11 protein-coding genes are annotated in these 16,116 nt (G+C 59.5%); 7 read left to right on the forward strand and 4 right to left on the reverse strand.

Annotation, left to right across the window (positions count from 1 at the left end; genetic code table 11):
* Positions 1–50: 50 nt before the first annotated feature.
* Positions 51–1,094, reverse strand: a complete 1,044-nt coding sequence (locus tag LJ656_RS30075) for an MFS transporter (RefSeq protein WP_230513115.1) — start codon at positions 1,092–1,094, stop codon at positions 51–53.
* Positions 1,095–1,881: 787 nt separating this feature from the next.
* Between LJ656_RS30075 and LJ656_RS30080 the strand changes: the two genes are divergently transcribed.
* The 4 genes from LJ656_RS30080 to LJ656_RS30095 all read left to right on the forward strand — a co-directional run bounded on the left by LJ656_RS30080 (position 1,882) and on the right by LJ656_RS30095 (position 5,894).
* Entirely contained in the window at positions 1,882–3,504 is a 1,623-nt protein-coding gene (locus LJ656_RS30080; protein ID WP_230513116.1) for a Mu transposase C-terminal domain-containing protein, read from the forward strand.
* An 8-nt stretch (positions 3,505–3,512) separates the two neighbouring features.
* On the forward strand, positions 3,513–4,385 hold the full coding sequence (locus LJ656_RS30085) for a TniB family NTP-binding protein (protein WP_230513117.1): 873 nt from the start codon (positions 3,513–3,515) through the stop codon (positions 4,383–4,385).
* On the forward strand, positions 4,372–5,037 hold the full coding sequence (locus LJ656_RS30090) for a hypothetical protein (protein ID WP_230513118.1): 666 nt from the start codon (positions 4,372–4,374) through the stop codon (positions 5,035–5,037). The genes LJ656_RS30085 and LJ656_RS30090 overlap by 14 nt, the downstream gene beginning before the upstream one ends.
* Positions 5,038–5,174: 137 nt before the next feature.
* Positions 5,175–5,894, forward strand: coding sequence for an IS6 family transposase (locus tag LJ656_RS30095; RefSeq protein ID WP_230513119.1), 720 nt, complete (start codon positions 5,175–5,177; stop codon positions 5,892–5,894).
* A 139-nt stretch (positions 5,895–6,033) separates the two neighbouring features.
* Here the strand turns inward: LJ656_RS30095 and LJ656_RS30100 are convergent, their stop codons facing one another.
* The 3 genes from LJ656_RS30100 to LJ656_RS30110 form a co-directional block, all read right to left on the reverse strand.
* Positions 6,034–7,155 carry a baeRF11 domain-containing protein gene (locus LJ656_RS30100; protein ID WP_230513120.1) on the reverse strand — a complete coding sequence of 374 codons (1,122 nt, stop codon included), beginning with the start codon at positions 7,153–7,155 and terminating at the stop codon, positions 6,034–6,036.
* Positions 7,156–7,290: 135 nt separating this feature from the next.
* On the reverse strand, positions 7,291–8,553 hold the full coding sequence (gene arcA, locus LJ656_RS30105) for an arginine deiminase (protein WP_425605997.1): 1,263 nt from the start codon (positions 8,551–8,553) through the stop codon (positions 7,291–7,293).
* A gap of 46 nt (positions 8,554–8,599) precedes the next feature.
* The gene (locus LJ656_RS30110; protein ID WP_230513121.1) at positions 8,600–10,021 is read right to left on the reverse strand and encodes a basic amino acid/polyamine antiporter; all 1,422 of its coding nucleotides are present in this window, start codon (positions 10,019–10,021) and stop codon (positions 8,600–8,602) included.
* 964 nt (positions 10,022–10,985) lie between these two features.
* Here LJ656_RS30110 and LJ656_RS30115 point away from each other — a divergent pair.
* From LJ656_RS30115 to LJ656_RS30125, 3 genes are all read left to right on the forward strand, one after another.
* Complete coding sequence (locus tag LJ656_RS30115) at positions 10,986–11,216, forward strand: hypothetical protein (protein WP_230513122.1); 231 nt, start codon at positions 10,986–10,988, stop codon at positions 11,214–11,216.
* 635 nt (positions 11,217–11,851) lie between these two features.
* On the forward strand, positions 11,852–12,964 hold the full coding sequence (locus LJ656_RS30120) for an efflux RND transporter periplasmic adaptor subunit (RefSeq protein ID WP_230513123.1): 1,113 nt from the start codon (positions 11,852–11,854) through the stop codon (positions 12,962–12,964).
* On the forward strand, positions 12,961–16,038 hold the full coding sequence (locus LJ656_RS30125) for an efflux RND transporter permease subunit (protein ID WP_329958915.1): 3,078 nt from the start codon (positions 12,961–12,963) through the stop codon (positions 16,036–16,038). The genes LJ656_RS30120 and LJ656_RS30125 overlap by 4 nt, the downstream gene beginning before the upstream one ends.
* Positions 16,039–16,116 lie beyond the last annotated feature (78 nt).

Raw genomic sequence — 16,116 nt, forward strand, 5'->3', positions numbered from 1 at the left:
GATGGGTTCGTGGTTAGGCGGAGTGGCCGGCGGCCCTTCCCGGTTTGCGATCAGGCGGCCTGATTGACTTCGATGGCGCGCGGCTTTTGCATCCACACTCGGATCAGGATCAGCGCGAGCCCGGCGCCGAGGAACAGCAGCGCGGCGGTGAACATGCCCGGCAGGCCGTAGAGGTTGATGAACTTGCCGCCCACCGCGGCGCCCACCGCAATGCCGAGATTGGCGAACGAGGCAAAGAGCGAAGTGGCGAATTCGGGCGCTTCCGGCGCTTCCGAAGTCAGCCAGATCTGCGTGATGACGAGGCTGCTGGTATGCACGGCGCCCCAGAAGATCATGATCACGATCATCGGCGTGACGTGCTGCTGGAACGACATGACGAGCAGCAGCGCGCCGACGATCAGGATCGGGTGAACGATCACGGTCGCGATCATGTTTCGGCCGATGAACTTGCCGGCCAGCATGTTGCCCGCCACGCCGCCGAGACCGAACAGCACCAGCAGCGCGCTGATCGTGCTGTTCGACATGCCGGCGACAGTCTTCAGGTATTCCGCCGCGTAGCTGTATGCCGCGAACATGCCGGCGAAGATGAGGCCGGTGGACGCGATGTTCAGCCAGAGCGTCGGCTTCTTCAGGATGTTCATCTGCTGACCCGAGCTGCCGCTGTTGCTGGCGGGCATCTGCGGCAACAGCAGCAGCACGCCGAAGAACGACAGCGCGTTGACGGCGGCCGTGAAGTAGAACGCCGCTTCGTACGAGAACGTGCTGGCGATGTAGGTCGTGATCGGCACGCCCAGCACGATGCCGATCGTGGTGCCGAGGAACACCAGCGACGACGCCTTGGCCGCCTCTTCCTTGCGATACAGCGAAATCGCCGAGACGAACGCGAGCGAGAAGTAGACCGGATGCAGCAGCGCCGGGATCATCCGCACGCCGAGCAGCACGTTGAAGTTGGTGACGAAGGCCGAACCGAGACTGCTCAGCGTAAACACGGCCAGCGCGATCTGCAGCATCGTCTTGCGGTTGAAGCCGGACAGCAGCAACACGAGGAACGGTCCGAAGACCGACACGACGAGCGCGAAAATGCCGGTCAGCATGCCAGCCTGCGGCGCGGTCACATTAAAGCGGTGGATGATTCCGGCATGATGCCGACCACGCCGAATTCGATGGTGCATAGGCCGAACAGACCTAACGCAATAAAAAAGATGGGATGGATTAATCGCACGCCAGACTCCTCTTTTCGTGATTCGCTTGGGAATAAAAATTCAGCCGGATAATGAAAATCTCGAATTTTATGGAAATTAAAATATCCGGCGGAACGGTTACTAAGTGGAAGCGAATGTATCACCGAAGAACCGGCCTAAAATAAGCGTCTTCGTCCAATAACAAAGGAATCTTTTTCCTAGGTTCGGCGGGGCTGCCGGGCAGCGACTAATTTCCCTTGATGGGCTTGGGTTTTGGCGTGCTGAAGCGGGATTGAACTATGCCGTTAGCATGACGTACGACGACTCGGGACGGCAGTTTTATTTTCGCCTACCCAGCCTCGAGAATATGCTTTGCGAGCCGCGCGCAATAGACACGTCAAGATATTACCGCAATACGACACCCGTAATGAATTATTGTGAGATAAGGTATGACATCAAACGATTTTGTTAATTAGTGTTGAAGTTTGTTAATTTTACTAACCATGTCCAACCGCCTTGCTAATGACGGACTGTTTATCCCATTGATTTTTAGGCAGAATTGACATATTCCCGTCATTGCGACATGTTGCTATTTCCACAACATTTCGCATGAGGCCTCCCCGCTAATTCACCTAATACCCATTTCTTGCCCGTCAATTGCACTAACGTAGATTGAACGATATCGGCAATCGACATCATCATGCGCAAGGCGGACGGAAGCGAAGCTCGGGAAATCACGGTTGCCTGCATACTTCGACCAATCGGGAATGGGCCGCTCACCAAGGCTCAGGCATTAAAGGCTGCCCAGCTGCTTGACGTGCACTGGACCACGATCTACAGGCTTCGGCAGCGCTTTCTGGCCAAGCCTGTCGCCAGCGCTGTCAAACCCCGTGGGCGAGGTCCGAAGACAGGCGGCCGCCGCTTGGGGGCCCGGGCCGAGACAATTGTCGACGAAGTGCTGACCACCTGGCTTCCCAGACAACCGCTACTGGCGCATCCCCTTTCCGATCTGGTGCTCGAGATCCGACGCCGATGCGCCGCCGCTGGCGTGACGCCCCCCAGCCGTAACTCAATTGGCCGGCGTTGGACTATCCATCGTGAAACCGAAAGTCTCGAGCAGGCGGGCAACCCCGCATCGGCGCCGGGTAACTTTGTCGTCCACCGTCCGCTTGACGTAGTCCAGGTTGATCACACCCAGGCGGATATTTTGGTGGTCGAGGCAATATCCCGTCGGCCGATCGGTCGACCGTGGCTGTCTCTCGCCGTCGACGTTGCCACCCGATGTGTCATGGGCTTCTATGTGGGCATGGATCGCCCTGGCGCGGCGACCGTCGCCCTGTTGCTCACCCGCGTGGCGCTTTCCAAAGCGGCATGGCTGGACAAGCTCGGCGTCCAGCTCGAGTGGCCCATGCGCGGTGTGCCCTCCGTATTACACCTCGACAATGCCGCTGAGTTCAAAAGTCGAGCCCTCCGTAGCGGCTGTTCGGAGTATGGCATTGAACTCATGTACCGTCCCGTCGGGCGCCCTCATTTTGGCGGCCACATCGAGCGATTGAATCGGACGTTGATGGAACGGGTCCATGGGCTTCCAGGTACGACCGGCTCGTCGCCAAAGGGTCGTAAAACCCGTCCGCCGGAAAAACAGGCTGCCTTGACGTTGCAAGAATTCGGGCGCTGGCTCGCCTTGGAAATCGGGCAGCGCTATCACAACAATGCACATCGCGGCCTGCATGGCGCCACGCCTTCCAGTATGTGGGATGCATTGCAGGGCGCGAACGTGACGTCGCGGTGGCCCGCCACGCCGGAAGCCGAATGGCAATTCCTGCTGCAATTCCTCCCGGTCGCCCGTCGGACAATTCAGGCCAATGGCCTGACCCTGTTCCACCTCCGCTACTGGCATCCGATCTTCGCTGCTTGGCGACTCGACCGGCGCACCGTGATGGTCCGTTACCACCCAGAAGACCTGTCTCGCATCTTCGTGAGCGTATCCGGAAAAGACTTTATCGAGGCCCGATTTGCGGACTTGCGTCATCCCCCGATCTCGCTGTGGGAACAGCGCTGCGCGGTTCTGCATTTACGCGACCAAGGGCACGCATTGATTTCGGAAGCGATGGTGTTCCGTGCAATCGACGAACAACGTCGGCTCGTCGCCCAGGCCCAGCGTAGTACACGACACGCAAAGCGCCAAGGCCCCGATCCGAACCACCGGAGATCACGAAAGATATCTCATACACTGGTTTCTGAACCGCCTTCAGTTGATCAACAGGCTGAATCTGTCGATTACAGCAAGCCGGCGCCAGCCTACGACGCTGAACAATGGTGAGGTGAGACATGAAAAACATGCCACTCGGCCACTTGCTGCCGGCGATCCGGCCACAGGCGCAACTCGACGATGAATTGCGCATTCACTCCCTGCTCCGTGACCGATGGATAGATTACCCACGTGCGACTCAGGCGTTGGAACAACTTGAAAGATTACTCGCGACGCCACGACGTGAGCGCATGCCCTGCCTTCTGCTACACGGCGATTCCAACATCGGCAAAACGCAGATCGTTGCCAAGTTCCGACGCGCCCATCCCGACGAGTTCGACGAAGGACGTGGCGTTGAAATGCGCCCAATCATCTCAATGCAAATGCCGCCGACGCCTGACCAGCATCGCTTCTATTCAGTCTTGCTGTTTGAAATCGGTGCCCCACACCACGCAGCAGCAAGCCTTGCCGTACTCGAGCGGCTCGCACGGGATCTGCTGCGACGCACGGCCCCACGCATGCTGATTGTCGACGAGGTGCATCATCTCCTCGCTGGCACCTACCGCGAACAGCGTGCTGCCCTGAACTTACTGAAATTCCTCGCCAACGATCTTCGCGCCAGCATTGTCCTGGTTGGCACAGATGACGCGGTGATCGCCCTGCAAAGCGATACGCAAATGGTTAGCCGATTTACCCCGTTCGAGATGCCTCGCTGGCGTGAAAGTGAGACGTTTCGCCGACTTCTGTCCGCGTTTGCTCGCATCTTGCCGCTATGTGGGCCCTCTGATCTCGCGCAACGGAAGATCGTACGGTACGTGCTGGCCGCCAGCGACGGACTTACCGGCGAGGTGTCTCGTATCCTGAATGCCGCGGCCGAACTGGCGATTCGCGACGGTAATGAGTCAATCGCGCTCCACCACCTCGAACAGGTGGCACCGATTGCCGCTCACTGACCTGCGCCCGTGGCCCGTTGCACATCGGCCCTTTGACGAAGAAGCATTCGGTAGTTGGCTGGGCCGCATCGCCAGCCGCTACGCACTCAGCATCGCGCAGTTATGGGAAATCAGCCAACCCGGACGCTTCCCGGCACTGACTAACGCTGGTTGGATCTTGTTTGCACCGTTGCCGGAGGACACACTCAAAATCTTCGCGACCCTTGCGCGCGTCGAGATCGGCCATCTCGTGCGAATCCAGACCCCATCCGACTGGATGATCGATCGCGCGCAATTACCCGTACTGCTTCAGATGCCAGGCGGTGATTCCTGTAGATGTCACCGCCCCACGCTGAAAGCAGCACTGGCCGGAACCCGATATCAAGGTATGAAGAACACGTCAATGATCTGGAGCACATTCCTGCGTCGATGCCACCGCAGGCGAAAAACATGGATCGCTTGCTCTCGAACATCAGCAAATATCGACAGCGGCGCTCTGAGGCACTGCGGTACAGGCGATATTAGCGCAATTAGTGCACCCAGTAGCATAATTAACGGACTTCAGCACCTCCGTCGTCTTTTCCATCTCGCCCTCCCGCCGAACATCGCCGTACAGCGCCATGCCGGCCGCGACGGCAGCCGCTATTCATCGATCTGTATGCGTTATGGCTGAGGCAAAGCCCTCGCCCGCAGACAAGTGTCGGTACGGGCCGGTGTCTATTGTCGGGTCTTGATCATCGCCTTTTATGGTTCTGTCGCGCTAACGTGATCGCGTAGAATTTGTCGAACCACAACGTACGACAGAGCACGATGGCAAAAACGAAGACGGCACGCAAAGCGCTGCCGGCGGGCATTGGAAAAGTACTGAAGCGATTGCACTGTCCATTGGATGTGATCCTGCTGTGTGTTCGGTGGTACGTGGCGTACTCCTTGAGCCTGCGTAATCTCGAGGAGATGATGGCCGAGCGTGGAGTCGAGGTGGATCACTCGAGCGTGCACCGCTGGGTCATCAAGCTCGTGCCGTCGCTGGAAAAGGCATTCCGCCCGAACAAGCGCCCGGTGGGCAAGAGCTGGAGGATGGACAAGACCTACATCAAGGTCAAAGGCCAATGGAAATACTTGTACCGCGCCGTGGACAAGGAGGGCAACACAGTCGATTTCCTGCTGCGCGCCCATCGTGACAAGACCGCTGCACGCCGGTATTTCGAGAAGGCGATTGCCCGGAACGGTGAGCCCGAGACTGTCACCGTGGACAAGAGCGGCGCCAATCTGGCCGCGCTCGAAGCGCTCAACGCAGCCCGACCGACGCCGATCAACGTCCGGCAGAACAAGTACTTGAATAACATCATCGAGCAAGACCATCGTGCGGTCAAACGTATCGTCAAGCCGATGATGGGTTTCAAGAGTTTCCGGTGCGCGCGCATCATCCTGTCCGGCGTCGAAGTAATGCATATGATCCGAAAAGGGCAGATGCGGGGCAACGACGGTACCCCAACTGCAGCCGAGCAATTCTATTCGCTCGTGATATAAGCAGTCCTACTCACATTGGAATTCTCGCGCCATACGCCCCTTATCGCGACACAGCCCCTATGGTCACCCCTATTCATGCACTAGTGCCCATGGGACGACGATGGCGCTCGGGCTTACCCAATGCCCGATCGCCTCGAGCTCAAAGAGCGTAGCGCAGGATGGCCGCCGCATGCTGTCCGTCCGGAATATCTGCCTGGCGAACCGCCATCACGCGTGACCCCGTCGCGAGTGCATGCGTCGCGATCGCGTCGATAACCCCATAATGATCCTTCGATGGGACATCCGTGAGCATGATCTGCCCCGTCGCTTGATCGAACGTGCCTGGCACCGCTGCATCGATATCCACCAGCAGCACGTCAATCGCACCCATCGCAGCCGCGCGCGCCACATCAGAAAGATCCGTGACTGCGCGACGCGCCGGCCTGAACGTTTCCAGACGCGCGCGGATAGCTTCGAGCTGGCGCTCATAAAGACGGTCCAGGAGCGGTCGCACCGCAGCGCCAAGATCTATATCGGACGTTCGATCCGAATTGCCTGCAATCGGATCTGCTACGAGTGACGTCAAGCCGGAAACCGAACGGAAGATCGAGGACAGCGGGTCAGCGCTCGCAAGAAAGACCGGGATATTCGTGCCAGCCAGCAGCGCGCGAACCGCTGTATCCACTTTGCGAGCGTATTTCGTTAGCAGCGTCTTTTTGCCTTCGAGACCGCGAAGCCGGCCAGCCTGCGACGGATCATTGAGGGCCTCCAGATCCACCGTGCTTGCGAAGTCCTTCGGAAGGTCGGGTACCTCCACCTCGACAGGATGCCCTTCAGCAGAGACTTCAATGAGCCGCACGCTGTTTTCCGATAAGGCGAGAACCAGGGCCACGTGAGGAAAGGTGATCGCACGCAGCAAGGGCTTGAGGTGGAAGCGCCGGGACACGACGACGTGAGGCCGCAGCGCGTTGGCAAGTCGAAACGTCCGGATCTGTTCTGGAGTTACCAGCACCGCGAGGCTGTTGGCCTGAAAGCGCCAGAAGTCATAATCTTCCGTCAGATCCTCGACGCTTTCCTTGATGGCCATCCGCCCGCTTCTCGGGAAATTCTCGGCCTCCAGTTGCAGCAGCGCTTCTTTCAGAAGGTTACCGAGTTCGATACGGCTCGCGTCTGCACGCTGGGACAAGGGTGTAGTCGACAGGTAGATCGAAACGCAGGCATCGGCACGGACCTGCGACAAAACATCCAACTGAGCGAGCGTAGGAATGTCGAGATGTAGCATAACTCCTCCTTTTGGCGCGACGGGATCAAGCCCTCTGGAAGTCTGATTCGGGTCGGCAGCGTCACGTGACTCATCGATCGTCGAAATGCCGGGGCGGGCATAGTCCAGGTTGAGCCGAGCACAAAGCCGGAAAGCTCAGTAGTCGACCGGATCGCGGATGATCGGGCAGGTCATACAGTGGCCGCCGCCACGTCCACGGCCCAGTTCGGCGCCGACGATCGTAATCACCTCGATACCCTGCTTGCGCAGCAGCGTGTTGGTGTAGGTGTTGCGGTCGTATGCATAGACGACGCCCGGCGACGCGCACACGAGGTTCGCGCCGCTGTCCCACTGCGTGCGCTCGCGCTGGTAGTCGGTGCCGCCGGCCTCGACCACGCGCAGCTGTTTCAGGCCGAGCGCCTCGGCCACCACGTCGGTGAACGGCTTGTTTTCCGCATGCAATTCGACGCCGCTCGGATGGCTGCTCGGCCGGTACGAGAACGTGCGGGTCTTCGCCATGAAGTCGGGCGCGACCAGCACGCAATCGCGGTCCGCGAACGTGAAGACCGTGTCGAGGTGCATCGCCGCGCGAATCTTCGGCATTGCCGCGACGATCACGCGCTCGGCGGCGCCCTTCTGGAACAGCGTGGCAGCCAGCTGGCTGATTGCCTGACGCGAGGTGCGCTCGCTCATGCCGATCAGCACGACGCCCTTGCCGATCGGCATCACGTCGCCGCCTTCGAGCGTCGCGAGGCCATGATCCTGGGTCGGGTCGCCCCACCACACGTTGACCTTGCCCGCGAAGTCGGGGTGGAACTTGTAGATCGCCGTGGTGAGGATCGTCTCTTCGTGACGCGCCGGCCAGTAAAGCGGGTTCAGCGTGACGCCGCCGTAGATCCAGCAGGTAGTGTCGCGCGTGTACAGCGTGTTCGGCAGCGGCGCGAGCAGATATTCGGTGCCTTGCGCGGCCTCCTTGGCGACCTCCAGCGCCTTGCCGCCGTGCGCTTCCGGAAAGTCGTGAATCGACAGACCGCCGATCAACGTTTCGGCCAGCTTACGATTGTCGAGCCCTTCCAGATAGCTGCGCAGTTCATCGATAAAGCCGAGACCGACCTGATTCGGCACCACCTGGTTGTCGAGAATCCACTTCTTGCCCTCGGGCACCGCGACCGTTTCCGCGAGCAGATTGTGCATCTCGACCACTTCGACGCCGCGGTCGCGCATCTTCGTGACGAAATCGAAGTGATCGCGCTTGGCGTTCTCGACCCACAGCACATCGTCGAACAGCAACTCGTCGCAATTGCTCGGGGTCAGGCGCTGATGAGCGATGCCCGGCGCGCACACCATCACCTTGCGTAATTGTCCGACTTCGGAGTAGACACCCAAACCGCCCGCTTTCGCGTCTGTATTCGCCATCATGATCTCCTGAATGCCAGTATTGGCCAGCTACGTTCAATGGAATCCTTCAGAGTGCGATCCTGCCGGTCGCAAGTCCGTAAACACCGATGATCGCGCCGATCGCGGCGGCGATAAAGATAATCCAGTCCGAGCCCTTGAAGACGCTCTTGTTCTGTTCGCGCCGCGCCCACACGTAAAGTGCGGTGCCGGGCGCATACAACACCGCGGACAGCAGAATGAATTTGAGGCCGCCCGCCCAGATCATGAACACCGTATAAATTACCGCGACAGCCGCCATGATCAGATCGCGCCGGCGTTCCTCGGGGCGCACGTCGTAACTCTCGCCGCGATTCGAAATCATGAACCCGTACGCGGCCACGAACAGATACGGTATCAGCGACATCGCGCTGGTCAGATTGAGCATCAGCGCGAACGCGTCGCGCGAGAAGTACGTGCTGATGACCAGCAGCTGCACGACGATGTTGGTCAGCCACAGCGCGTTGGCCGGCACCTTGTTGGCATTTTCCTTCGCGAACACCGCCGGCATGTCTTTGGTCTTCGCCGCGGTGAACAGCACTTCCGCGCAGATCAGCGACCACGCGAGATAGGCGCCCAGCACCGACACCAGCAGACCCACGCTGACGAACACCGCGCCCCAGTGACCGACCACCGATTCGAGAACCGCGGCCATCGACGGCTGCCGCATCCCGGCGACGTCGGCACGCGCGAGCACCGCGTACGGGAGCATCGTCACCAGCACCATCAGCGTCGTGACGACGATGAAGCCGAGGATCGTGGCCTGGCCGACATCGGAGCGCTCGCGCGCATAACGGGAGTAGACGCTCGCCCCTTCGATACCGATGAAGACGAACACGGTGACCAGCATCGTCGCGCGCACCTGTTCGACGATGCCGCCTTCGAGACCGCCGCCGTACAGATTGGCCTGGAACAGGTCCATCCTGAAGCCGAAGATCAGGATCACGATGAACACCACGATCGGAATGACTTTGGCGACCGTGACGATACTGTTGATGAAGGCCGCCTGTTGGACGCCCTTCAGGATCATGAAGTGGAACAGCCAGATGCCGATTGATGCGACGATGATCGCGACCAACGTGTTGCCGTCGCCGAACACCGGGAAAAACGCGCCGAGCGTCGACTTGATGAGCACCCAATAAGAGACGTTGCCGATACAGCTACCGATCCAGTAGCCGAAAGCGGAAAGAAAGCCCGGATAATCGCCGAAGCCCGCTTTCGCATACGCGAACACGCCGGCGTCCAGATCGGGTTTTCGTTCGGCCAGCGACTGGAACACCCGCGCCAGCATATACATGCCGGTACCGGCGATCAGCCACGCAATGATGGCGCCTATGGGCCCGGTGGCATTCGCGAAGGTACGCGGCAGGGAGAAGATCCCGGCGCCGACCATGCCGCCCACCACCATCCCGGTGAGCTGCATCTTTGACATTTTCTGTTCCGAGGAGGCCATATACGGATCCCTTTTAATTATGAATAGGCCGTTTACGTCGTTTCAAAAATTAGAATTGGCGTTTATCACGCGTTTGTCAAGCATTGCAGAACAACCATGTTAATTTTCGCCGCCACATCGCGAAGCGTCCGAATGGATCTCGCATTGCATTTAACCATTCCGCACCTTTGACCGCCGCTTCCACTTATGGCAGCCCAGGGGTAACCAACCGCCGTGACGATCTCGTGATGGATTACCGGTTGAGGAGTTGGCGTTGGGCGCCCCGATTTAGTGGTCGGAGCCGGGATCAGTTGATTCTGCTACGTGCGATCGCTTCATATCGCCGATTCGCCGGTCACTTACTAAAATTGATTGCTCAGCTGCCCCGCATCGGTGTTTGAAGCATCAATGTTTACATAGGTGGCATATTTCCGCTTAACGAAGCACGCTTCTCAAAGAGGTCCTTGATAGACATCATCACCGAGACGCCTGTCTTGTCTTTGACGGCGCGCTGGCTTCGCTTGCAATAGGGAGATCGCGCACATCTCCGTGGGTAGTCACCCTTAACCGTTCTGTGCCCGCTCCGGCTTAGCTAGCCGACCCGTTTCCTTTGCCGGTAGTTGGCGATGCACAAAAACGAAAGTGCTGCTAGCCCCCTTCAGCGGTGGGTCAACGATAACCCCTCCTAAAATATTATCGTGGAACGCGACCGCGTAATTTGCTCCTATTGGCGAGCATCAAGGAAGGTACAGTGTCCTGACCCGCTCACGGCCCCTTCAGCACCACACCGAAGCGACATAATAGTCAGGCGTCCCAGAAGACGGAGCATTTGCCAACCGGGATTTCAGGAGAACAGCGTTTCACAACCTCCATCAGTCCAATTCCTTCGTACTCGACTCACTGCCATGTGGGTAAGTCCTGATCGATTGCAATGTCTGCATGTCGTCTAACGTCACTATATGTGTGAACCGAGGGAGGGTGGCTCATGACGACGCGGAATTTGCTGGCAAGCGGGCGACGTGAATCCATACGACAATCCGCTCATGTTCTTGCCGATAGTGGATTCTATGCCCAGTGGCAGCACATTGTAGCTGCACTGTCTACCCGCTACGGCATGATCGAGACCCGGAGGCTGTTCGTCAACCGCGCCTCTTGCAATCAGGTAAACGAGCGCTACGTCAAAGCTTGTGACAAACGCCAGAATGGCCGTGGATGAAGCGCTACAGCCCTATATTGAAAGGTGCCCAGTGGAATTGACAATTTTTAAAGTTCAAGGCTTCGCCGACATCGAGCGATCCCAGACACGCGGCGACTTAGTGGTCTAATGAATCCGGACACACATTTAGGCGAGAATGTTTGTTATGAAGAGGTGAACTGCACTGGGAATCTTGGAGGCCGGTTGTACTAACTTGATGCGGGCACGTCAACGAGAGTGCTGAGTTGCCTGTAGTAGGGTGCCTCAGCGGCAGGGATATAGCCAAATGTTCCATCAGCTGACATTTGTTGTACCAGGCTACCGATTCCGGGGGTGGCGGTTCGACAGACGGTCGCTACGTTGGCGCCTGGAGAGGTGTGTCAATCAATGGCGAGCTCGCCGGGCGTCACTCCGGCGACGGTTTTTAAACTTTGCGTTGAAATACCCTAGACAATTTAGTTATCCAATCGTTTTGTTTTGATGGTAAGTTGCCGGTAGTCTCTCAGGTAAGAAAACGTTGCTCGTGGGCTCACCGGTTCACTTAGAGTCGCATAAAATTGGCAGAAGCGCATGCGCCCAACGAAAAATGCTGAAGGGCGCGGTCTCAGATCTGTGTGGATCGGGGTAACCTGCCCCGCGATCCGGAGGAAACGCCAGTGTTTGCTAACCATCGAACCGGTCGAAATGTTTCTCTTCCCTTGGCATTGACGCTGGGCGCGTTGGCGGCCGCCGCGCTACTTGTGGGCTGTCGCAAGGCGGAAGAAGCGCCGGTGGCGGAAGTCCGCCCGGTACGAGTCGTCAGAATTACTGAACAAGTTGCCGGGACGGCGATCACGCTAACCGGCAACCTGCGGGCCCAGGCCGAGATCAATCAGTCGTTCCGGATCGACGGCAGGATGATCTCCCGCAGTGTCGAAGTGGGCGAGCGGGTCCACGCCGGTCAGGTGCTCGCGCGTCTCGACCGGATGAACGAGGAGAGCAGCCTGCAATCCGCGCGGGCCCAACTGGCCGGCGCACAGGCGCGTGCGCTGGAGGCGCGCACGATGTATGACCGGATGCGCGATCTGCTGGCGGAGCGTGCGGTGTCGCGTGCGTCGTTCGAGCAGGCTCAGGCGATGGCGAAAGTCACGCAGTCGCAAGTCGATTCGTCGCAATCGCTACTGAACATCGCGCAGAACCGCCTGAGTTATACCGACCTCGTTTCGGATGTCGCTGGTGTCGTGACGGCGGTCGGCGCCGAACCCGGTGAAGTCGTCCCGGCAGGCCGCATGATCGTTCAGGTCGCGCGCGAAGGGGCGGTCGATGCGGTATTCGATGTGCCATTGGCGGTCAAGGATGCCGCACCGGCGAATCCCGAAATTCTGGTTACGCTGGCAGCGAACCCCGCTCTTTCCGCTATCGGCCGGGTACGCGAAGTATCGCCGCGTGCCGACCCGGTGACCGGGACGTTCGCGGTCAGGGTTCGGCTCATCGATCCGCCGGCCAGCATGCATCTGGGCAGCACGGTCAACGGTCAGATGAAGCTCGAGCGCCCGCCGGCGATCAGTGTACCGTCGAGCGCGTTGATTCAACCGGGGGGCAAACCCGCGGTGTGGGTGGTCGATACGAAGGCCGGCACAGTCTCAACGCGCAATGTGGAGCTGCAAGCTTATGGCGAGGACCGCGTGCAGATATCGCAAGGTCTAGTTCCTGGTGACATGGTGGTAACAGCCGGCGCGCAGACATTGCGGCCGGGACAAAAAATTCACTGGACCGAGGCACCCAGGTGATTGGCCCGAATCTTTCAGAATGGTCGCTTTCGAAGCGCCCCCTCGTCGTGTTCCTGATGCTCGCCGCTCTGCTGGCGGGAACACTGTCGTTCTTCCGTTTGGGCCGCGCCGAAGACCCGGTGTTTACGTTCCGCACGATGGTCGTGTCGGCCGCATGGCCCGGCGCGACGGTCGACGACACGCTTTCGCAGGTGACGGAGCGGCTCGAGCGCACGCTGCAGGAGACGCGGCATCTCGACCGCGTGCGCAGTTATACGACTGCCGGACAGACGACGATTTTCGTCGATCTGCTCCAGTCCACGCCGCCTTCCGAAGTACAGGACATCTGGTATCAGGTGCGCAAGAACGTCAGCGACATGCAGCGCACCCTGCCGGCCGGAACGGTCGGCCCGTTTTTCAACGACGACTTCGGCGACACGTACGGGATCATCTACGGATTCACGTCCGATGGTTTCAGCATGCGCGAATTGCGCGATCGCGTCGAAGCGATTCGCTCGCGTCTGTTGCAGGTGCCCGACGTCTCGAAGATCGAGGTGCTCGGCGCGCAGGACGAACAGATCTTCATCGAGTTTTCGACCAGCCGGCTGGCCGGCTTGCGTCTGGACTACTCGGCGATCGTGGGCGCGTTGCGGGCGCAAAACGTCATCATGCCGACCGGCGTATTGCAAACCGGCCAGGAGCGCGTGTTCTTCAGAATTACCGGCGCCTTCGATTCGGAACGCGACATCGAGAATGTCAACCTCGTGCTGGGCGGACGCATCGTGCGTCTCGGCGATATTGCAACGGTCAGACGCGGTGTCGTCGATCCGCCGCAACCGATGTTCCGCGTCAACGGCAAGGCGGCGATCGGCCTTGCCATTGCAATGCGCGATTCGGGCGATATTCTCGCGCTCGGCCATAACCTGAAGGCAGCGATGGACGAAGCGAGCGCGTCTCTGCCGGTCGGCATCGAGCCGTTCCTCGTCGCCAATCAGGCCGATACCGTCGATGTCGCGATCAGCGACTTCATGGCGTCTCTGTGGCAGGCAATCATCATCATCCTGGTGTGCAGTTTCGTGAGTCTCGGCATCCGACCAGGCACGGTGGTCGCGCTGTCGATACCGCTTACGCTCGCGATCGTGTTTGCGATCATGGACATCGTGCATATCGACCTGCACCGGGTATCGTTGGGAGCGCTGATTATCGCGTTGACCCTGCTGGTCGACGACGCGATGACGACGGTCGACGCGATGATCAACCGCCTCGCCGCCGGCGACACGAAAGACCAGGCAGCGACTTTCGCTTATCGAACGCTGGCCGCGCCGATGCTGCTCGGCACGCTGGTGTCGATATCGAGTTTCGTGCCGATCGGCTTCGCAAAGAGTTCGGCCGGCGAGTACACCTTTTCGATTTTTGCAGTGGTCGCGATTGCCTTGCTGGTGTCGTGGTTCGGCGCCGTGATCTTTTCACCGCTGGTCGGTCAGGCGATCCTGAAAGCACCGAAGCCAAGAACGCCCTCGCCGAAGCCAGGCAAGATGGTGCGGGCGTATGGCGACTTCCTGCGCGGCGCGTTGCGACTGAAATGGATCACGATTGCCGTGACGCTGCTCGCGTTCGTGCTGTCGATCTTCCTCGTCAGATTCGTGCCGCGGCAGTTCTTCCCCGCCTCGGACCGGCCTGAGTTGACCGTCGATCTGACCTTGCGGCAGAACGCGTCGATTCATGCGACCGAGGCGCAGGTCAAGAAGATCGAAGCGCTATTGAAGAGCGATCCCGATGTCGACCATTTCAGCAGTTACCTGGGCCGCGGCGCCATACGTTTCATTCTGACGTTGAACGTGCAGTTGCCCAATCCGTTTTTTTCGCAGATCGTCGTGGTTGCCAAAGATCTGCCGGCGCGCGACCGCTTGCAGTTGAGACTGGAAAAGATTCTCGCGGAGCAGTTTCCCGACATCGTGTCACGCGTCTCTCCGCTCGAACTCGGGCCGCCGGTCGGATGGCCGCTGCAGTATCGCGTATCCGGTCCCGATCCGGCGCAGGTGCGCAAGATCGCGCTCGATCTGGCCGCGCTCGTTGGCGCGGACGAGCGCACCCGCCACGTGAACTTCGACTGGATGGAGCCGGCCCGGCAGATCCGCATTCATATCAATCAGGACGAAGCGCGCCAGCTCGGCGTCAGCACCGGGGCACTCGCGGGAATCATGAACACGATCATTACCGGTACACCGATCACGCAGGTTCGTGACGACATTTACCTGGTGAACGTGGTGGCGCGAGCATCGGATGAAAGACCGCTGACGCTGCAAACGCTGAGTACGTTGCAGGTGCCGACGCCGAGCGGCCGGATGTTGGCGCTGAGCCAGTTCGCGACCTTTACGGAGGAGCAGGAAGCGCCGCTCATCTGGCGCCGCAACCGGGTGCCAACGCTCACGGTCCGAGCCGACATGATGCACGGCGTACTGCCCGATGTCGTGGTCGCATCATTGGCGCCGAAGCTCGCCGAGTTCAATGCGGGGTTGCCGAAGGGCTACCACGTCGCGACCGGCGGCATCTCGGAGGAAAGTGCGATTTCGCAGGCGTCGGTATTTGCCGTCGTGCCGCTGATGATCGTGTTGATGCTCGCCAGCATGATGGTGCTGCTGGTCAGTTTCAAGCGCCTCGCGATGGTGGTGTCGGTGATGCCGCTCGGCCTGATCGGCGTGGTGCTCGCACTGCTGGTTTTCAACCGGCCGCTCGGTTTCGTCGCCATCCTCGGGATTCTCGCGCTGATCGGCATGATCGCGAAAAATGGACTGATCCTGATCGTGCAGATCGAGACCTATCGCAACGAAGGGATGGGGGTGCTGGAAGCGGTCGTCGCATCGGGTACGTCGCGGATACGGCCGATGTTTCTGACTTCGATCTCGACGGTACTCGGCCTGATTCCGATCGCGCCCACCGTGTTCTGGGGGGCGATGGCCTTCGCGATCATGGGCGGCTTGCTGGTCGCGACCCTGCTGACACTGGTATTCCTGCCCGCTCTGTATATGGCCGTGTTCGGCGGCGAAGACAGGAAAGCGTCGCAGTCTTCGGGTCCGGCGCGCGGGACGACGTAAGTCAGTTGCCCTGATAATGTCGAACTGGAATGTACACAGCAAACAACCACACATCCGGTGCGTACCGACCGCGGCAAT

Origin of the sequence: Paraburkholderia sejongensis (assembly GCF_020880815.1) — a bacterium.
GTDB classification, from domain to species: Bacteria; Pseudomonadota; Gammaproteobacteria; order Burkholderiales; family Burkholderiaceae; genus Paraburkholderia; species Paraburkholderia sejongensis.